Here is a 17,805-nt window from a genome sequence, read left to right on the forward strand (position 1 = left end):
ACGTCAGGTCGGGAACACACCCTTCGACCGGAGGGCGTACCGGCGCTCGGCGTAGGCCAGGTCGTCCCGCCACAGCCGCGCGGCGGCCAGGCGCATGAGCGGCCGCACCACCGGCGCGGCCCGCTTGACCAGCGCGAACCCCGGCCGCTCCGAGTGGGCGATGGTGGCTTCGACCACCGCCGTCCGCCCGTTGCCCAATGGTGTGGCGTGCGTCTCCACCACGCTGCCCTCCCCCTCGCCGGAGACGATGTGCATGACGATCGTGCGCGGCTCGGGACAGGTGAACGCCGCCGTCACCGGGACGCCGAACCTGCCCGCGACCCGGAACGTCACCTCGACCAGGAACCGGTCCTGCTCCTCGGTCGGCGTCCGCAGCACCCGCAGGTTCGCGAACGAGTACGGGTGGAACCACGCGCCGTGCCACGGGTCGAGCCGGTTCGCGACGACGTCCTCGGGCTCGCAGCGGCCGATCAGCGTGGCCACCGCCGCCACCGAGCCGGCCGGTGGCCGCGCGGGCAGCACCGGCTCCGGCAGCGGCAGCTCACCGCCGACCTCGTCCAGGCGCACCCACACCAGCACGCCGTCGTCGTGCGCCGGGTACGGGCTCCACGCGCCGAACCGCCCGCCGTCCAGCGCGAGCCCGTGCCAGCGGCAGACCAGCCTGCCGTCCGCGACGGCGCCGTCGCACAGCGGCGCGCCCAGGTGCGGGCACGAGCCGGGACCGGCCAGCGGCACGCCGTCCGGGCCGCGCCACAGCACGACCTCGCGCCCGGCGACCGTGCGGCCCAGCGGCCGGCCGGGCACCACGTCACGGCTCGCGCCGACCACGAACCAGTTGCCCGACGGCCGGGCCGTGGCGCGCTTGAGCGCCGCTTCGATGAGCGCGGGCTTCGCGTCCCGCCACGTCGGTTCCTGCTGCGACCAGGGGGGTCCGGTGACCCTGCGCAGCGGCGAGCGGTACGGCATGTCTCTCCTCCGGATCACGCCGTGCGGGCGAGCACGGCCCTGGCGAACGCGGGCAGCGCGACGGCGAGCCGCCTGCCGTTCGAGACGGCGACGCGCCGGGACAGCACGTCGCAGCCGGCGTCCTCGACCAGGTCGAGGATGCGGCCGTAGAGCCGGTACGCGGTGCTCACGCACGGGCGCGAGCGGGGCGCGAGCATCGCGATGCCGGGCAGGGCCTCGTCGTACACCCGGCGGGCGCGGGCGACCTGGTCGCGCAGCGCCTCCCGGACGCGGTCGTCGGCCCGGCCCGCGGCACGCGCCCGCAGCAGCCGCTCCCGGTCGACGCCGAAGGCCGCCAGCTCGTCCGCGGGCAGGTAGACCCGGCCGCGGTCGAGGTCCTCGCCGACGTCGCGGATGAAGTTCGTGAGCTGGAAGGCGATCCCGAGCGCGGCGGCGGCGGGTTCGGCCTCCTCCCGGGGCACGACGGTGCCGAGCACGGGCAGCACCTGCAACCCGATGACCGCGGCGGAACCGTGCACGTACCGGAGCAGGTCGGCGCGGGTGGCGTAGTCGGTGACCGTGAGGTCCATCCGCATCGACACCATGAAGTCCCGGAACCAGGCGCTCGGGATGTCGTAGCGCCGCGCGGTGTCCAGCAACGCGATCAGCACCGGGTCGGAGCTGGTGCCGCGCTCCAGCGCGGACGCCACGGCGGCCTCGACGACCGCCAGCTCGGCGGCCTTGTGCTCCGGTCCACTGTGCACGTCGTCCACGATGTCGTCCACGTACCGGGCGAACCCGTACAGCGCGTGGACGGCGGGCCGCTGCTCGGGGCTCAGCATCCTCGTGGCCAGGTAGTACGTGCGACCGTGCTCGGCGTTGAGCGCGCGGCACCGCCGATAGGCGTCGCGCAGCAGCGGTCCGGTGATGCCCGCGGCATCCATTTCACGATCTGCGGACATGCGTGGGGGTTCCTTCCGGCGTGGGCACTGCCCTCACGCTAAGTCGGCGGGCAGCGCGCCGCACAACCAGCCCGCTCGTTGTGCGGACCCCTCGTGGCGCTGCTTAGCTCGACCCACCGAGACCAGATCGACAGGCGAGGGGGCGACGATGTCGCTGTTGGCCGGCATGGACACCCGCACGTCCGCTCCCCCGGCGCCCGACGAGTTCGCGACGCGGTTCGCCGCCGCGCTGGAGGGCTACTTCCGCGACCGCCGCGACGTCGACGCCGCGGCGGACCTGGCCAGCGAGGTGCGCGCGGTCGTCCTGTCCGGCGGCAAGCGGGTCCGGCCTTCGTTCGCGTGGTGGGGCTGGCGCGCGGCCGGCGGCGAGGTGCGCGGCGACGCGGCCGAGGCCACCGTGCGGGCACTGGTGTCGTTGGAGCTGTTGCAGGCCTGCGCCCTGGTCCACGACGACGTGATGGACCGCTCGGCGACCCGGCGCGGCAGGCCCGCGGTGCACGAGGCGTTCGCCGCACGGCACCAGCGGTCCCGTTGGGCGGGCAGCGCGCGCCACTACGGCGACTGCGCCGCGATCCTGGTCGGCGACCTCGCGCTGGCGTGGGCCGACGACGCGCTCGTCACCGCGGGGCTGTCCGGTCCCGCGCTGCGCCGCGCCTGGCGGCCGTGGCAGGAGATGCGGGCGGAGATGATGGCGGGCCAGCACCTCGACCTGCTCGCGACCGCCCGGCGCGAGGGCTCGCTGGAGGGCGCGTTGCGGGTGGCCGCGCTGAAGACCGCCGCCTACACCGTCGAACGCCCGCTGCACCTGGGCGCCGCGCTCGCCGGCGCGCCGGCCGACGTGGTCGAGTGCCTGCGCGAGTTCGGCCGTGACGTGGGGGTCGCGTTCCAGCTGCGGGACGACCTGATCGGCGTGTTCGGCGACAGCGCGGTGACCGGCAAGCCGGTCGGCGAGGACCTGCGCGAGGGCAAGCGGACGCCGTTGATGGCGATCGCGATCGCCCGGGCCACCGCGACGGGCGACCGGGCCGCGGCCCGGGTGCTGCGGCGCTGCCTCGGCGACGGCGCGGTGACCGACCGGACCGTCGCCGAGGCGCGGTCGGCGCTGGTCGGCCTCGGCGCGGTCGAGGCCGTCGAGCGGCACATCGACGCGCTGGCCGCGAGCGGGCTGGCCGCGCTGGACCGGGCGGACGTGGACGACACCGCCCGCGAGCACCTCAAGCACCTGGCGGCCAAGGCCGTCCACCGTCGCGACTGACAGGGGAACGCCGTGGCACACGTCGTCAAGGGACGCACCGAGTCGGTCGTCGTGGTCGGCGCCGGGTTGGCCGGCCTGTCCGCCGCCCTGCACCTGCGCGGGGCCGGGCACGAGGTGGTGGTGCTGGAGCAGCACGACCACCCGGGCGGGCTCGCGGGCAGGCTGGACGTCGCCGGGCACCGCATCGACACCGGGCCGACCGTGCTCACCATGCCGGAACTGCTGGACGAGGCGTTCACGGCGGTGGGCGCGCGCCGCGCCGACCACCTCGACCTCGTGCCGCTGCACCCGGCCTACCGGGCCGAGTTCGCCGACGGCAGCGCCCTCGACGTGCACACCGACGCCGACGCGATGACCCAGGCCGTCGCCGAGTTCGCCGGTGACCGGGAGGCCGCCGGCTACCGCGAGCTGCGCGACTGGCTGACCCGGCTGTACCGGGTGGAGCGGGACCGGTTCATCGGCGCGAGCTTCGACTCGCCGCTGGACCTCCTCGGCCGCGACCTCGTCGCGCTCGCCCGGCTCGGTGGCTTCGGCTCGCTGTCCCGGGCGGTCGGCCGGTTCGTCCACGACGACCGGCTGCGGCGCGTGTTCACGTTCCAGGCCCTCTACGCCGGCGTCTCCCCCGCCGACGCGCTCGCCGCCTACGCCGTGATCGCCTACATGGACACGGTCGCGGGCGTCTGGTTCCCGCGCGGCGGCATGCGGGCGGTGCCGCAGGCGCTGGCGGACGCGGCGGCCGCCGCCGGCGTCCGGTTCCGGTACGGCGTCGAGGTGGTCGGGCTGGAACGCGCCGGCGCGCGGGTCCGGGCGGTCCGCACGGCCGACGAGCGCATCCCGTGCGACGCCGTGGTGCTCGCCACCGGTCCGGCCCAGAGCACGCGGCTGCTGCACGGGCGGCCACGCCGGCCGCGCCCGCTGCGCTGGTCCCCGTCCGCCGTGGTGGTGCACCTGAGCGCGCGACGGGCGGTCGACCGGCTGGCCCACCACACCATCTCCTTCGGCGCCGCGTGGGAGGGCACGTTCGCCGAGATCATCCGCGAGGGCCGGTTGATGAGCGACCCGTCACTGCTGCTGACCACGCCGACGCTCACCGACCCCGACCTGGCCCCGGAGGGGCGGCACGCGCAGTACCTGCTGGCGCCGTGCCCGAACCTCGACGCCGCGCCGATCCGGTGGGACCGCGTCGGGCCGCGCTACGCCGAGGAGGTCGTCGGCGAGCTGGTCGCCCGCAAGCTGCTGGACCCGGACGTCGAGGTGCTGTCCGTGGTGACGCCCGACGACTGGGCCAGGTCCGGCCAGGCCGCGGGCACGCCGTTCTCGGCGGCGCACACCTTCGGCCAGACTGGCCCGTTCCGGCCGCGGAACCTGCCGTTCCGCGACGGCAACGTCGTGCTGGCCGGCAGCGGCACCACCCCGGGCGTCGGCATCCCGCCGGTGCTCGTGTCGGGCCGGTTGGCCGCCGAACGGCTGCGCCGACCGTGACCAACCGGACCAGTGGCGGCAGGTGTGTCCGAGATCACGTGTCGCCGACGGTCCGGTTCGCGCCGATCAGGAGTCCTCGTCGAGAGCGGACGGCCTGTGCACCGCGTCCTTGCCGCTCTTGTCGCTGCGCACGCGGTACTGCGGGTCGTCCTCCGACGCGCGGACCTGCCTGCCCGCGGCCTCCGTGTCCTCGGTGATCTCCTCGACCACCTCGCCGTGCACGGTCTGGCCGTGGCTGGACCACGTGACGTCGTCGCCCTTGTGGAACTTCTCCTCGCCCATCACCGCAGTCTGGGTCCGCGCGCCCGGCCCCGCAGGCCGCCACCGCTGCACTTTCACCCGGTGGGCTGACCGGCGCACCGGTGAAGCACGGGCACACCGGTACTCGGTTGTGATTCCATGGACAGGGCCGTAAAGTTGAAGTGTCCGACCGCCACTACACGCTGCGCGGAGCGACGATTCGGGTTGAGCAGTAGCTCGGTTGTTGGTTCTCGTACCAAACCGAGGGAGTGTCCGATGAGCGACACCCGCACCGAGACCGCGCTCGCCACGACCACCCGCGTGCACCACCACCACGACGGCACCACTGTGGTCGAGGTCGTCGGCGAGATCGACATGGCCTCCGACAAGCCGATCCGCGCCCTGCTGGCCGACCAGCTCGGCCGCGACCCCGTCGCGCTGGTCCTGGACCTCACCAGAGTCGACTTCTTCGGCTCGGCGGGCATCCAGCTGCTGGTGGAGGCCCTGGCCGGCGCGGAGCGCCGCGGCGTGGCGCTGGCCGTGGCCACCGACCGGCGCGCCGTCCTGCGCCCCCTGGAGATCACCCTGGTCAACGAGACGGTGGACATCCACCCCACCCTCGACCAGGCGCTCGCGGCCGTGCGGCCCGACCGTCCCGCACCGCGTCAGGTGGCCCGCGAGCAGGTGTGACCGGCGGTGCCGGGGCCGTTGACCCGCGAGCGGACCACGACCCCGGCACGGGAACCTCAGCTGTCGTCGGCCGCCTGACCGCGCTGCTCGGCCTCGGCGCGGATCTCCGCCTCGCGCGGGTTCTCCTCCGCGTCCCGGCTCACCACCCCGTCGCCCGGGTACACCGGCTCGCCGGCGGGCTGCTCCACCGCCACGTCCGGCTGCTCCTCAGCCAACCGGTCCGCCAGCGGACGGGCGTGCGACTCCTCCCACGGCGTCATGCCGTACTTGGTCACGCCGGACCACTGCTCCGGCGGGTCCATCCCGGCTTCGAGCGGGTCCTTGCGGATGCGGTCCTCGTCCAGGTCCTCGGCGCTGTTCAGCGCCGCCGGATCGGTCTCGACCGCGTCGGGCGACCCGCTGGCCTGGGGTTCCGCGTAAGAGTTCAGGTCCTCCGTGCTCATACCGTGACGTGTACCCGTTCCGGCGCGGCGCAATCGGCGACGGCGGTCACGGCATGATCGTCGCGGCGACGATGCACGTGTCGTCCAGCGGCGTGGCGGGCACCAGGCGCGCCGTCAGCGCCTCCGGCATCTCGACCGGGTCCAGGTCGGCGATGAAGCCCCGGATCTCGTCCATCAGGCGTTCCAGGTCGTCGCCGCGCGCCCCCGAGGAGGGCCGGCGCTCGATCAGGCCGTCGGTGAACATCAGCACCGTGTCGCCGGGCGCGAGCAGCGTCCGCGCCGTCGCGTACACCGCTCCCCGCACCGCGCCCAGGATCGGCCCGTCGGGGCGGTCGAGCCGGTGCACGTCGTGCGACCGCAGCAGCAGCGGGTTGGGGTGCCCGGCCTGCGCCCACGACAGCCTGCGGGTGGTCGGTTCGAACCTGGCGACGATCGCCGAGGCCAGCGTCACGCCCCCGCCGCCGGTCAGCATGCGGTTGAGCACGTCCAGGACGCCCGCCGGGTCGGGGTTGGTCAACGCCGCGCCGGTGAGCGCGAACCGCAGCTTCGCCATTGCCGCCGCGGTCGCCAGGCCGTGCCCGGCCACGTCCCCGATCGCCAGCAGCGTGCTGCCGTCGTCGATGGGGAACGCGTGGTACCAGTCGCCGCCGACCTCCGCCCACTGCTCGGCCGCGAGGTAGCGCACCGCGACCCGCATCCCCGGCAGGTCCACCGGCCGGCTCGGCAGCGGCAGCACGGCGGAGCGGAGGTGGTCGGCCACCTGGTGCTCCTGCGCGAACTGCTCGCTGAGGTCGAACACCCGCTTCTCGGCCCGCCGCATCGCGGTCACGTCCTGCAGCACCACGTCCAGCCGCACGGGCCTGCCCTGCACGTCGAGCACGGCCTCGCCGATGAACCGGCCGCACCGGACCTGGTCGCCCGCCTTCAGGCGCAGCTCGGAGTCGGCGCGCTCACCCCGCTCCATCATGCCGCGCACGGCGTTCTGGAGGATCGGCAGGTCCTCGCCCACCACCGAGGCCCGGATCTCGTCCAACGACATCGGGCCCAGCGCCGGGTCGCGGTCGAAGATGACGTAGAGCTGGTCGGACCAGACGATCTCGTCGGTCACCAGGTTCCACTCGCCCCAGCCGATGTTGCCCAGGCGCTGGACGCTGCGCAGCCGCTCCAGCTGCAACGGGTCCTCGTGCTCGCGCCAGGACAGGATCAACCCGTCGCCGAACTTGCCGATGGTCAGCGCGTAGCGGCCCTGCTGCGGCACCCCCGGCGAGGTCTCCTCGTACTCGAACGTGTCCACCACCTCGCGGACGCCCGTGCGCAGCACCCGGTGGAAGGTCTCCCACAACGCGGTGCCGGCGATGGTCGGGTAGCTGGCGAGCATGGTGCGGCCCACCAGTTGGCGGTAGCGGCGGCCGGCGAGGTCGACGGCGTCGGGGCTGGTCGCCTCGAACCGGTAGTCGACCACCTCGCCGGACTCGTCGTGCACCGCGCCCAGCAGCGCCACCGACCCCGGCAGCACGTCGAGCAGGTGCTGGGCCCACAGCGCCCAGTTCGCGCCGCGCGCCACGCCCTCGGCGCGCAGCAGGGTCAGCAGGGTCGAGCCCGCCGCGCGGGCCAGCACGTCCAGCTCCCACCGCTCCTCGGGCGTGAACCCGTGGTCCTCGTCCCACAGCACCCCGATCACCCCGGCGGTGCGGGTCTGGTCGCGGAACGGCAGCCAGGCGCGCGAGCGCCACACCGTCTCCGGGTCGCCGATCAGGTTGTACCGGCGGCGGGCGTCGGCCAGGTCCGGCAGCCACGTCGGCAGGCCGCTGCGCACCGACGCGAGCATGCCCGTGTCGAGCTGGCGGGGCACCCGCTCCCACTCCAGCCGCACCTTGGCGGGCACGTTGGCGGCGCACCGCAACCGCAGGCCGCCGTCGGGTTCGAGCACGTACACCAGCACGCCGTCGCAGCCGACGTGCTCGCGGACCAGCTCGGCCAGGTCCTCGGGGTCGACCGCGGTGCCGATCGCGGCCAGGGCCACCGGCTGCGGCGTGCGCTCGCCCGGCGGGGTCGGCGACGGCCGCGGGATCTCGACCGGCGGCTGGTAGCGCGCCGGGTCGTCGGCGCCCTCGGCCGGCGCGGGCGGCGGGCCGGCGGGCGGCGGCACGCCGAGCACCCCGGCCGCGATGACCCCCAGGTCGCTGCCCGTGGCCTGGGCGAGCCGGACCATGTCCTCGAACGCCTCGTGCGGGCGGCACGACAGCCGTTCGGCGAGGACGCCCTTGGCCTGCTCGACCACGGCCTGCCTGCGGGCAGCCGCCCGCAGCCGGTCGATCTCCTCGCGCTGCCGCGCGACGAGGTCGGCCAGCGCCGAACCGGAGGGATCCCGCTGGGCTGCCATCGCGTCCAGCATCAACCCGCCGGCCGCTCGCGGCCAGCCGAACCCACCAGGAATTCCCCAGGTCCCCTCGCTTCCCACCTCGCAGCCGCCCACGTTCGGGTGAAGTCAATAGGCAAGTAACCACTTGCAGGCAAGTGGGCACTTGCCTATCGTGGCGCCATGGTCGAGGAGCTGTTCAAGGCACTGGCCGACCCGACCCGCCGGCGCATCCTCGACGCGCTGGTGGAGCGGGACGGCCAGACCTTGTTCGAGATCTGCGGGCGGCTGCTGGCCGGCGGCTCGGCGCTCACCCGCCAGGCGGTCAGCCAGCACCTGGCCGTGCTGGAGGCGGCGGACCTGGTCCGCACCCGGCGCGAGGGCCGCTACAAGTTCCACGACCTGAACACCGAACCGCTTGAGCACGTCGTGACGCGATGGCTCAGGCCACGACCACCGGAGAGCACGCCATGAGGATCCACCTGTCCAGCGTCTTCGTCGACGACCAGGACCGGGCCCTGCGCTTCTACACCGAGGTGCTGGGCTTCGTGAAGAAGACCGAGGTCCCGCTGGGCGCGCACCGGTGGCTGACCGTGGTGTCGCCGGAGGAGCCCGACGGCACGGAGCTGGTGCTGGAACCCGACGAGCACCCCGCGGTGAAGCCCTACAAGGAGGCGCTGGTCTCCGACGGCATCCCGGCGGCGGCGTTCGCCGTGGAGGACGTGCCCGCGGAGTTCGAGCGGCTGCGCGGGCTGGGCGTGCGGTTCACCCAGGACCCGCTGGAGATGGGCCCGGTCACCACCGCGGTGCTGGACGACACGTGCGGCAACCTGATCCAGATCTTCCACCACCGGTAGGTCAGGCCGCGCACCTGCTCCCGTCCGGGGCGAGGGCGGCGCGCACCTCGCGGCTCAGGACGCCGTCGTGCACCAGGGCGGTCACCCTCTCCAGGTCCGGGGTGAGGTAGCGGTCGTCCTTCAGCGGTTCCACCGCGGCGCGGACCGCGCCGTGCAGCCGGGCCGTGCCCGCGCCGAGCGGGAAGGCGGCCATCCTGTCCTTGATCAGGTCGATGCCCTGGGCCGCCATGAGCACCTGCACGGCCAGCACCGTCTCCAGGCGGTCGAGGTTGGCGTGCAGGGCCCGCACCGAGGCCATCGCCATCGTGTTGTGGTCCTCCTGCCCGAACTTCGCGGGCCGGGACAGCGTGCCCGCCGGGGTGGCGGCCTGCTGCATCTCGGGCACGAGCGCCACCGCGACCGTCTGCGCCTGCACCATGCCCGAGTTCAGGCCGACCTCGCCCCAGGCGAGGTTGGCCGGCAGGTGGTAGCTCCACTTCTCCGACAGCAGCCGCGCGGACAGCTCCTGGGACAGCACGCCGAGGTCGGCGACCTGGGCGTTGAGCGCGTCGATCTCGTGACCGAGCAGCGCGGCGTCCCAGTTGCCGCCCATGACGAACTCGTGGCCGCCGCCCGCCTTGGGGAACACCAGGGGGTTGGACGTCGAGGCGTTGGCCTCGCGCTCCACGTGGCCGCGGGCGTCGGCCAACCGCTGCCGCAGCGCGCCGACGATGTGCGGGGTGGCGCGGACCGACACCGCGTCCTGGATGCGGTCGCCCTCCTCGCCGAGCGCCTTGCGGCCGTCGGGGGTCATCCAGCCCGTGCCGCAGATCAGCACCCTGGTCACCCTCGCCGCCTCGACCTCGGCCGGGACGCGCCGCTCGTCGTGGGTGCGGGCGTCGAACGCGCCCTGCTCCGCCCTCGTCGCCTCCAGGAACAGCGCGAACGCGCCCTCGTAGGTGTCGACCAGCCGCTCGGCGCGCACGACGGCGTCCACGTAGCGGGCGGTCACCACGCTGCTCCCGCTGATCAGCGGGAGGGCCTCGCCCTGCTCGAGCTGGAACGACGGCGGCAACCCGGCCTCGGCGAGGAGCTGCGGCGCGGACCCCTCCCGACCGCGCCACCGGGCCGGCGCGGGTTCCCCGGTGAGCACCAGGCCCGCCGCGGCCATCGGCTGGAGGTCACCGGTGCCCAACGACCCGATCTCGGGCATCCGGGGCGTCACGCCCGCGTTGACCAGGTCGAGGATGCGGTCCACGAACTCGGGCCGCACCCCCATCGCGCCGCGCGCCATCGTGTTGGCGCGGAGCACGAGCGCGAGCCGGGCCACCCGCTCGGACAACGCGGGACCCACCCCGGCCGCGTGCGAGCGCAGCACCCGGCGCTGGAACTCCACCCGGTCCGGTTCGGGCAGCGGCTGGTCCTTCAAGGGACCCAACGCCTGGTTCCACCCGTACACCCGCTGCCCGGCGGCCAACGCCTCCTCCGCACCGCGCCGCGCCGCGACCATGCCCTGCCGCGCCTTCAGCCCCAGCCGGACGGTCACCTCGTCGGCTTCGAGCACCTCCACCAACCGCGCCCAGCTCAACGAGTCGCCGTCCAGCTCGAACACCGCCCGGTGCCGCCGGCCGACCGGCTCGGACGGCGCGGCGGCCGTGCTCGCCACCGTGACGGCGGCGACGCCGAGGAGCACCAGGACCCGCCACGGACCAACCACCGACCGCCTCCGACCCGCGAACCGACTCACCGCCCGCGATCGTGGCACCACTCGGCGACTCACGCCCGACAACCGCCCACGACCACCTCATCGAGTGGCCCACCGGGCACCAAACCGTCCACATCGGACCGCGGCCGACCCGTCGAGCCGAACCCGGGCACCGAGCCGCCCGCGCCCGCGCTCAACCCCTCGCCGTCACCCGCATCCGCAACCGCCGCGGCCTGATCACCGCCGCCGCCGCGGGCCGGACCTCCTCCTCCCCCGGCACGTGCTCCAACCGCCACCGCGCCACGATCGACGCCAGCGCGAGCGTCGCCTCCATCAGGCTGAACCTGTCGCCGATGCACTTGCGCGCGCCGTTGGAGAACGGCACGAACGCGTGCCGCGCGGGTTTGCGGGACGGGTCCCAGCGATCGGGGTCGAAGCGGTGCGGGTCGGGGTGCAGGGCCGGGTCGTGGTGGATCGGGTACGGGCTGTAGGCCACGACCGTGCCCGCCGGCAGCGGGTGGCCGCCCAGCTCGGTGTCGGCGGTGACCTCGCGGGTGAGGATGTACACCGGGGAGCGCAGCCGCAGCGTCTCGGTCACCACGCGGCCGGTCAGCTCCAGCGCGGCCAGGTCGCCGGGACCGGCCGTGCGCCCGGCCAGCACGGCGTCGACCTCGGCGTGCAGGCGGCGCTCGACGTCGGGGTGGCGGGCGATCAGGTGCAGCGCCCAGGTGAGCGTGACGGCGGTCGTCTCGCTGCCGGCGAGGTGGAAGGTGAGCATCTGGTCCACGACCTCGTGGTCGGACAGCGTCCGCTCCGCGCCGGAGGACTCCTCGTCGTACCCGGAGAGCAGCGCGGACAGCAGGTCGCCCCGGTCGCCGCCCTCCGCCCGCCGCGCGGTGACGATGGCCTCGACCGTCCGCCGGAGCCGGGCGTGCGCGCGTTCGAACCTCACGTTGACGGGCAGCGGCACCTTCGTCAGCGCCTTGGGCATCATCATGCGCGGCAGCACGTCGGTGGCCAGCACGTCCGCGTCCTGCCGCGACCGCTCCAGCTCCTCGGGCGACAGCGTGTCGGAGAACATCGTCGCCGTGAGCACGTTCGTGGTGAGCGCCGCCATCTGCGCGGGCACGTCGAGCACCTGACCGTCGCGCCACGCGCCGACCAGGCCGGCGATCTGGGCGGCCATGGTGCGCCCGTAGGCGTCGAACCGGCCGACGTGGAACGCCGGTTGCAGCAGCCGCCGCTGCCGTCGGTGCTCGTGGTGCGGGCAGGTGGACAGGTTGTTCCCGACCACTTCCCGCACCCGGTCGGTGAACGGCCCGCCCTTGTCGAACGTGCGGTCGTCGAGGAACACCCGCTGCACCAGCTCCGCGTCGCACACGACGACGGCCTTGACCGGCCCGAGGGCGATGCGGACCAGCGGGCCGGTCTCGGCGAGCGAACCGAGGAAGCCCAACGGGTCGCGCATCATGGGCCAGGCGTGGCCGACCAGCGGCAGCGCGCCGCGTGCCGTCGGGATCGGCTTTCCTCGACCCATGACGCGCTCCTCCCTGCCGCTCCCCCCATCGTGGCCGGTGCGCGCGAGCGAGTCGACTACGGTCAACCGATCGGCCCGTTCACGGAATGGGAGTCGACCGTTCGGCCGCCGGCCGGGGCGACCGGACGACTCGCGCGGCGAAACCGTGCGGATTCACGCAATCGCTTCCTTGATGCTGGTCACGCGCGTGTGATTGGATGCCTGAGCCTGCCCGCGCGTCGGTGGCGCCACGGGCGTGAACCGATTTTGCCCATCCTTTCGACCGCTGCGGAGAAAGCACGGCCTGCCCTTTTCCGGGAATTCGGGAGCGCCAGTGACGTCCGGAACACCCGCGGTCCGCGCCTGGTCGCGCCGGGTGGACGGGGCGGTGCGGCCCCGGCCCGCGGACGCTCGGGTGGAGCACCGGTCGTCCGCGGTTCGCACGGCGGGTTCGATCGTGGTGGTGGCCGGCGGCCGGTGCGCGCTGCGAGCGGCGACCCGCTCGTGACCGCGCCCCTGCCCGGCGTGTGGTCGACCGCCGACGTGGAGCGGCTGGCCGCCGAACGGCTGGCCCCGGACGTGTGGGACTACATCGCGGGCGGCAGCGGCGACGAGGTGACGCTCGCGGCGAACCGGGCCGCGTTCGACCGCGTCGCCGTCGTGCCCCGCAGCTTCGTGGACGTCTCCGCCTGCGACACCGGGTGCGACCTGTTCGGGGTGCGGGCGGCGCTCCCGCTGGCCGTCGCGCCGATGGCCTACCAGCGGTTGGTGCACGACGGCGGGGAACTGGCCGCCGCGTCCGCCGCCGCGGCGGCCGGCGTCCCGTACGTGGTGAGCACCCTCAGCTCCGAGCCGATCGAGGCCGTCGCGGGCGCGGGCGGCACGACGTGGTTCCAGCTGTACTGGCTGCGGGACCGCGACGTCGTCACGACCCTGCTGCGGCGCGCCGAGGACGCCGGCTGCCGCGCGGTCGTGCTGACCGCGGACGTGCCGGTGCTCGGCAGGCGGCTGCGCGACCTGCGCAACGGGTTCGCCCTGCCGTCCTGGGTCAAGCCGGTGAACACCGACGGCGACGTCGGCGAGCGCGTGCCCGGCGACTCGGTGATCGCCCGGCACACCAGCGCGGTGTTCGACCCGTCGCTGAGCTGGCCCGACCTGGCGTGGGTCCGGGCGCGGACCCGGCTGCCGCTGCTGGTCAAGGGCGTCCTCGACCCGGCGGACGCGGCGCGGGCCGTCGACCTGGGCGCGGACGGCGTGGTGGTCTCCAACCACGGCGGGCGGCAGCTCGACGGCGCGGTGCCCAGCGTCCTCGCGCTGCCCGAGGTGGTCGCGGCGGTGGGCGGGCGGTGCCCCGTGCTGCTGGACAGCGGCGTCCGCACCGGGGTGGACGTCCTGCGGGCGCTCGCGCTCGGCGCGGCGGCGGTCCTGGTCGGCAGGCCCGTGCTGTGGGGCCTCGGCGCGGGCGGCGAGCGGGGCGTGACGGCGGTGCTGGACGTGCTGCGCGAGGAGTTCGGCACGGCGATGCGGTTGGCGGGCTGCCCGGACGTGGCGTCCGCGCGCGCCCTCACCGCCTCGGTGCGGTGAGGGTCACCGGCTGAAGTGCCCGCGCAGGAAGGCAGCGACCTCCGCCCGCGCGGCACGGGCCGCGTCCGGCACGGCGAAGAAGCCGTGCGCCACCCCGGCGTAGCGCGTCGCGACCACCGGCACGCCCGCCTCGCGCAGGCGTTCGGCGTACCGCTCCCCCTCGTCGCGCAACGGGTCGCGCTCGGCGGTGATCACCAGCGCCGGCGGCAGGCCCGACAGGTCCTCGGCCAGCAGCGGCGAGGCCAGCGGGTGGCGGCCGTCGTCGGGGTCGGCCAGGTAGTGGCCCCAGTACCAGGCCACGGAGTGGCGGTTGAACGTCGCCGGGTCGTCGTGCTCCCGCATCGACGCCGTGTCGCCGCGGTGGTCGGTGTTCGGGTAGACCAGCACCTGGGCGACGAGCCCGCGGCCACCGCGGTCGAGGGTCACGGCGGCGGCGAGGTTGCCGCCCGCGCTGTCGCCGGCCACGGCGAGGCGGTCGGGGTCGACGCCGAGTTCGGCGGCGTGCCCGGCGATCCAGGCCACGGCCGCGCGGCAGTCGTCCACGGCGGCGGGGAACCGGTGCTCGGGCGCGAGGCGGTACCCGACCGTGATCACCTGGCACGGCACCGCGTTGGCCAGGGCGCGGCAGATCTCGTCGGAGGTCTCGACGCTGCCCAGCGCCCAGCCGCCGCCGAAGAAGTAGACCACCGTCGGCAGGGGCTCGGTCCCGTCGACCGGGCGGTAGACCCGGACGGGCAGGTCGCCGCCGGGCCCGGGCAGGGTCCGGTCGGTGACGTGCCGCACCGGTTCCCCCGTGCCGGCCGCCGCCCGGATCGCCGCGAGGTCGGCCGCCCGCGCCTCCCCGACCGACATCGCGTAGAGCGGCCGGACGTCGTCCTCGCGGGGTGACGGCGGTCTCGGGTCCGGCGGCCCGCCGACCTCCTCGGTCATCGCCCGAGCACCTTCCGCACCGCGGCCACCAGCTGGGCGCGATCGGGCTGCACCGCGCGGTCGAGCGCGGGGGCGAACGGCACCACGGTGCCGTCGGGCCTGGTCACCCGCACCGGCGGGGCGAGCAGGTCGGACCGCTCGGCCGCGCAGGCCAGGACCTCGGCGGCGAGGCCGCACATGCGGTTGGCGTCGTCGAGCACCACCAACCTGCGGGTCCGGGCCAGCGACGCGGCCAGCCCGTCCCAGTCGAACGGGTACGCGGTGCGCGGGTCGAACACCTCCACCGACACCTCGCCCGCCAGCTCCTCGGCGACCGCGAGCGCGTCGTGCACCAGGTGCCCGACCGCGACGACCGTGACGTCCTCGCCCTCGCGGTGCACGCGGCCGACGCCGAGGGGCACCGGGCCCAGGGTGTCGAAGTCCACGTCGACCCGGACGGCGAGGGCGGCGGCCGGGGCGAACACCACCACGGGGTCGTCGTCGCGGATCGCCGTGACGAGCAGGCCGTAGGCGTCCTCGGGCGTGGCCGGCACGACCGTCTTGACCCCGGCGTGGGCGAACAGGGCGTACGGGTGGTCGGAGTGCTGCCCGGCCCAGCCGGTCCTCGACCCGGAGCCGGGCACCAGGTACGTCACCGGCACGCGGGCCTGGCCGCCGGTCATCAGGGAGAACTTGTGGGCCTGGTTGACGATCTGCTCGAACGCCAGGTAGAGCAGCGCCGGGATCTGGAACTCGACCACCGGCCGCCGCCCGCCGAGCGCGGCGCCGGTGGCGAACCCCGTGAACGCCTGCTCCGACAGCGGCGCGTCCAGCACCCGGTCGGGGCCGAACCGCTTGAGCAGGCCGGCGGTCACGTTCGACACGGCGACCCGGACGTCCTCGCCGAGCACGAACACCGCCGGGTCGCGGGCCAGTTCGTCGGTGAGCGCCCGGTTGAGCGCCTTCTGGTAGGACAGCCACGGCATCAGCCGCCACCGCCCGGCCGCGCCCGCGTCCCCGTGGCGTAGAGGTGGTCCAGCGCGCCGACCGGGTCGGGGTGCGGGCTGCCGAGCGCGAACGCGACCGCCGCGTCCACGGTGGACTCGACCTCGCCGTCCACCCGCACCCGCTCCCCGTCCGGCACCCGCGCGCCCTGGATCACCACCGGGTCGCGCTCGCGCCCACTTCGGACCTCGTCCTCGTCGCGGTAGCGGAGCCCGGCCCGGTGCTCCCAGGTGTGGTGGGCGTCGAACCGGTAGGTCAGGCACTCGACCAGCGACGGCCCGCCGCCCGCGCGGGCCCGGTCCACCGCCTCGCGCGCCGCCGCGAGGACCGTGCGCGGGTCCGTCCCGTCCACCGTCACCGCCGGCATCCCGAACGCCGCGCCGCGCCCGGTGATCGTGCCGGCCACCGCGTCGGCCACCGCGAGGGTGGTGGCGTACCCGTTGTTCTCGCAGACGAACAGCACCGGCAGCCGCCACAGCGCGGCCAGGTTCATCGCCTCCAGCAGCACGCCCTGGTTGACCGCGCCGTCGCCGAAGAAGCTCACCGCGACCAGGTCCCGCCCCGCCCGCGCGGCGGCCCAGGCCGCGCCCGCGGTGATCGCGCCGTTCGCGCCCACGATCGCGTTCGCGCCGAGGACGCCCAGCGCGAAGTCCGCCGCGTGCATCGACCCGCCCCGCCCCCGGTTCAGCCCGGTGGCCCGCCCGGCCAGCTCGGCGAGCACCCGGGCGGGGTCCGCGCCCTTCGCCAGCACGTGCCCGTGCCCGCGGTGGGTGCTGGTGATCACGTCGTCCGCGCGCAGGGCCGCGCAGACGCCCGCGGCGACGGCCTCCTGGCCGGTGCAGGGGTGGATGCCGCCGACGACGTGGCCCGAGCGGACCAGCTCGACGGCCCGCTCCTCGAACCGCCGGATCAGCCGCACCGTGCGGTACAGGCCGACGTCGGTGTCCGGCGCGTGCGCCACCACGGCGGTCAAGCGCGCCACACGGGCGGGCAGAACTCCGGGTCGGCGTAGTCGGGCTTGCCGTCCGGGGTGCGCCGCACGAGGGAGTCGTGGTTGTAGAACGCGAGGGTCCCGTCGGACAGCGGGAACTCGCGGTAGGCGTTGTCGCCGTCCTGCAGGTGCAGCGAGATGGCCTGGCGGGGCCGGGTGGCGCGGTTGGGGCCGCTGCCGTGGTAGGTGCGGCAGTGGTGGAAGCTCATGTGCCCCTTGGGGATGATCATCGGGATCTTGTCGACCCGGGTGCCGTTGTGCGCCGCGTTGACCTCCAGCAGGGTCTCCAGGTGGGCCGGGTCGCGCTCGGCGAAGTGCTTGGTGGCGCTGTCGTCCGAGCCGACCTCCTCCCACCGGTGGCTGCCGTCGACCATCGTGATCGTGCCCAGCTCCTCGTCGCAGTCGTGGAACGGGATGAACGCGGTGAGCATGCGGTCCGACGAGGACGACGACCAGTAGTGCTTGTCGAAGTGCCAGGGCACGACGTTGGACGGCTCCTCGGTGATCGGCGGCTTGTGGATCAGGGTCGACTGGAACACCCGGATCTCGTCGGTCCGCGCCAGGCGGGCGGCCACCGCGCCGATCAGCGGTTTGAGCAGCACCTCGGCGATGGCGTCGCTCTCGTAGTGCACGTAGTCGTTGTGCCGCTGCACGTCGCCGTGCTCGGGCGTCCAGTAGGCCAGCCGGGGCGGGCGCGTCGGCAGCCTCCTGCTGCGCTCACCCGCGTAGTACCGGTCGACCGCCGCGGCCAGCTCGTCCACCTCGTCGTCGGAGAGCAGCTTCCGGGACAGGTACCAGCCGTGCTCGGCGAAGAACCGGACGTCGTCGTCGGACGGGAGCAGGGCGCGCTCCCGCTCGGTCAGCGCGAACTCGTTCACCGGGG

The 17,805-nt window shown here is 74.8% G+C and carries 17 protein-coding genes; 6 read left to right on the plus strand and 11 right to left on the minus strand.

Features of this window, described 5'->3' with window-relative positions; translation table 11 throughout:
* Positions 1 to 3 precede the first annotated feature (3 nt).
* Both ACIGNX_RS11690 and ACIGNX_RS11695 read right to left on the minus strand, forming a co-directional pair.
* Complete coding sequence (locus tag ACIGNX_RS11690; protein ID WP_396538922.1) at positions 4 to 966, minus strand: DUF5914 domain-containing protein; 963 nt, start codon at positions 964 to 966, stop codon at positions 4 to 6.
* Between the two features lie 14 nt (positions 967 to 980).
* Positions 981 to 1,907, minus strand: coding sequence for a phytoene/squalene synthase family protein (locus tag ACIGNX_RS11695; protein WP_396538924.1), 927 nt, complete (start codon positions 1,905 to 1,907; stop codon positions 981 to 983).
* 148 nt (positions 1,908 to 2,055) lie between these two features.
* Here ACIGNX_RS11695 and ACIGNX_RS11700 point away from each other — a divergent pair, with 148 nt between their 5' ends.
* Together ACIGNX_RS11700 and crtI are read left to right on the plus strand one after the other, a co-directional pair.
* The gene (locus ACIGNX_RS11700) at positions 2,056 to 3,162 is read left to right on the plus strand and encodes a polyprenyl synthetase family protein (protein WP_396538926.1); all 1,107 of its coding nucleotides are present in this window, start codon (positions 2,056 to 2,058) and stop codon (positions 3,160 to 3,162) included.
* Positions 3,163 to 3,174: 12 nt separating this feature from the next.
* Positions 3,175 to 4,644, plus strand: coding sequence for a phytoene desaturase family protein (gene crtI / locus ACIGNX_RS11705; RefSeq protein WP_396538928.1), 1,470 nt, complete (start codon positions 3,175 to 3,177; stop codon positions 4,642 to 4,644).
* Positions 4,645 to 4,710: 66 nt separating this feature from the next.
* Here crtI and ACIGNX_RS11710 read toward each other — a convergent pair whose 3' ends face one another.
* Positions 4,711 to 4,926 carry a DUF2945 domain-containing protein gene (locus tag ACIGNX_RS11710; protein ID WP_396538930.1) on the minus strand — a complete coding sequence of 72 codons (216 nt, stop codon included), beginning with the start codon at positions 4,924 to 4,926 and terminating at the stop codon, positions 4,711 to 4,713.
* 234 nt (positions 4,927 to 5,160) lie between these two features.
* Here ACIGNX_RS11710 and ACIGNX_RS11715 point away from each other — a divergent pair, with 234 nt between their 5' ends.
* The gene (locus tag ACIGNX_RS11715) at positions 5,161 to 5,574 is read left to right on the plus strand and encodes an STAS domain-containing protein (RefSeq protein ID WP_396538932.1); all 414 of its coding nucleotides are present in this window, start codon (positions 5,161 to 5,163) and stop codon (positions 5,572 to 5,574) included.
* A gap of 56 nt (positions 5,575 to 5,630) precedes the next feature.
* Here ACIGNX_RS11715 and ACIGNX_RS11720 read toward each other — a convergent pair whose 3' ends face one another.
* Positions 5,631 to 6,017: a hypothetical protein gene (locus ACIGNX_RS11720; RefSeq protein ID WP_396538934.1), complete on the minus strand. Its 387-nt coding sequence runs from the start codon at positions 6,015 to 6,017 to the stop codon at positions 5,631 to 5,633.
* Positions 6,018 to 6,063: 46 nt separating this feature from the next.
* Positions 6,064 to 8,400 carry a SpoIIE family protein phosphatase gene (locus ACIGNX_RS11725; RefSeq protein ID WP_396538936.1) on the minus strand — a complete coding sequence of 779 codons (2,337 nt, stop codon included), beginning with the start codon at positions 8,398 to 8,400 and terminating at the stop codon, positions 6,064 to 6,066.
* A 159-nt stretch (positions 8,401 to 8,559) separates the two neighbouring features.
* On the opposite strand from ACIGNX_RS11725, the gene ACIGNX_RS11730 reads away from it, so the two are divergent.
* Complete coding sequence (locus ACIGNX_RS11730) at positions 8,560 to 8,850, plus strand: ArsR/SmtB family transcription factor (RefSeq protein WP_396538938.1); 291 nt, start codon at positions 8,560 to 8,562, stop codon at positions 8,848 to 8,850.
* Positions 8,847 to 9,233, plus strand: coding sequence for a VOC family protein (locus ACIGNX_RS11735; protein ID WP_396538940.1), 387 nt, complete (start codon positions 8,847 to 8,849; stop codon positions 9,231 to 9,233). The genes ACIGNX_RS11730 and ACIGNX_RS11735 overlap by 4 nt, the downstream gene beginning before the upstream one ends.
* Before the next feature lies 1 nt (position 9,234).
* On the opposite strand, the gene hutH is transcribed toward ACIGNX_RS11735, so the two are convergent.
* Both hutH and ACIGNX_RS11745 read right to left on the minus strand, forming a co-directional pair.
* A complete protein-coding gene (hutH, locus tag ACIGNX_RS11740; RefSeq protein ID WP_396538942.1) occupies positions 9,235 to 10,929 on the minus strand; it encodes a histidine ammonia-lyase in 1,695 nt (564 codons plus the stop codon).
* A 181-nt stretch (positions 10,930 to 11,110) separates the two neighbouring features.
* Entirely contained in the window at positions 11,111 to 12,454 is a 1,344-nt protein-coding gene (locus ACIGNX_RS11745; protein ID WP_396538944.1) for a cytochrome P450, read from the minus strand.
* A 456-nt stretch (positions 12,455 to 12,910) separates the two neighbouring features.
* Here ACIGNX_RS11745 and ACIGNX_RS11750 point away from each other — a divergent pair, with 456 nt between their 5' ends.
* The gene (locus ACIGNX_RS11750; RefSeq protein WP_396538946.1) at positions 12,911 to 14,017 is read left to right on the plus strand and encodes an alpha-hydroxy acid oxidase; all 1,107 of its coding nucleotides are present in this window, start codon (positions 12,911 to 12,913) and stop codon (positions 14,015 to 14,017) included.
* A gap of 3 nt (positions 14,018 to 14,020) precedes the next feature.
* On the opposite strand, the gene ACIGNX_RS11755 is transcribed toward ACIGNX_RS11750, so the two are convergent.
* Genes ACIGNX_RS11755 through ACIGNX_RS11770 form a run of 4 tightly spaced genes read right to left on the minus strand, consistent with a single transcriptional unit; the run spans position 14,021 to position 17,800 of the window.
* Entirely contained in the window at positions 14,021 to 14,947 is a 927-nt protein-coding gene (locus ACIGNX_RS11755; RefSeq protein ID WP_396538948.1) for an alpha/beta hydrolase, read from the minus strand.
* Positions 14,944 to 15,912 (minus strand): alpha-ketoacid dehydrogenase subunit beta, encoded by a 969-nt coding sequence (locus tag ACIGNX_RS11760; RefSeq protein WP_396538950.1) that lies wholly within the window; start codon positions 15,910 to 15,912, stop codon positions 14,944 to 14,946. Before ACIGNX_RS11760 ends, ACIGNX_RS11755 begins: the two co-directional genes overlap by 4 nt.
* On the minus strand, positions 15,912 to 16,895 hold the full coding sequence (locus ACIGNX_RS11765; protein ID WP_396539197.1) for a thiamine pyrophosphate-dependent dehydrogenase E1 component subunit alpha: 984 nt from the start codon (positions 16,893 to 16,895) through the stop codon (positions 15,912 to 15,914). Before ACIGNX_RS11765 ends, ACIGNX_RS11760 begins: the two co-directional genes overlap by 1 nt.
* Positions 16,896 to 16,900: 5 nt before the next feature.
* Positions 16,901 to 17,800, minus strand: coding sequence for a phytanoyl-CoA dioxygenase family protein (locus ACIGNX_RS11770; protein ID WP_396538952.1), 900 nt, complete (start codon positions 17,798 to 17,800; stop codon positions 16,901 to 16,903).
* Between the last annotated feature and the right edge of the window lie 5 nt (positions 17,801 to 17,805).

This window comes from Actinosynnema sp. NPDC053489 (genome assembly GCF_044544865.1).
GTDB lineage: Bacteria > Actinomycetota > Actinomycetes > Mycobacteriales > Pseudonocardiaceae > Actinosynnema.

Excerpts from the sequence above, each read along its gene's own strand:
- ACIGNX_RS11690 (WP_396538922.1), bottom strand. The coding sequence starts at position 966 with ATGCCGTACCGCTCGCCGCTGCGCAGGGTCACCGGACCCCCCTGGTCG.
- ACIGNX_RS11745 (WP_396538944.1), bottom strand. The coding sequence starts at position 12,454 with ATGGGTCGAGGAAAGCCGATCCCGACGGCACGCGGCGCGCTGCCGCTG.
- ACIGNX_RS11720 (WP_396538934.1), bottom strand. The coding sequence starts at position 6,017 with ATGAGCACGGAGGACCTGAACTCTTACGCGGAACCCCAGGCCAGCGGG.
- ACIGNX_RS11715 (WP_396538932.1), top strand. The coding sequence starts at position 5,161 with ATGAGCGACACCCGCACCGAGACCGCGCTCGCCACGACCACCCGCGTG.
- ACIGNX_RS11735 (WP_396538940.1), top strand. The coding sequence starts at position 8,847 with ATGAGGATCCACCTGTCCAGCGTCTTCGTCGACGACCAGGACCGGGCC.
- ACIGNX_RS11755 (WP_396538948.1), bottom strand. The coding sequence starts at position 14,947 with ATGACCGAGGAGGTCGGCGGGCCGCCGGACCCGAGACCGCCGTCACCC.
- ACIGNX_RS11710 (WP_396538930.1), bottom strand. The coding sequence starts at position 4,926 with ATGGGCGAGGAGAAGTTCCACAAGGGCGACGACGTCACGTGGTCCAGC.
- ACIGNX_RS11725 (WP_396538936.1), bottom strand. The coding sequence starts at position 8,400 with ATGGCAGCCCAGCGGGATCCCTCCGGTTCGGCGCTGGCCGACCTCGTC.
- ACIGNX_RS11730 (WP_396538938.1), top strand. The coding sequence starts at position 8,560 with ATGGTCGAGGAGCTGTTCAAGGCACTGGCCGACCCGACCCGCCGGCGC.
- ACIGNX_RS11760 (WP_396538950.1), bottom strand. The coding sequence starts at position 15,912 with ATGCCGTGGCTGTCCTACCAGAAGGCGCTCAACCGGGCGCTCACCGAC.
- ACIGNX_RS11695 (WP_396538924.1), bottom strand. The coding sequence starts at position 1,907 with ATGTCCGCAGATCGTGAAATGGATGCCGCGGGCATCACCGGACCGCTG.
- ACIGNX_RS11700 (WP_396538926.1), top strand. The coding sequence starts at position 2,056 with ATGTCGCTGTTGGCCGGCATGGACACCCGCACGTCCGCTCCCCCGGCG.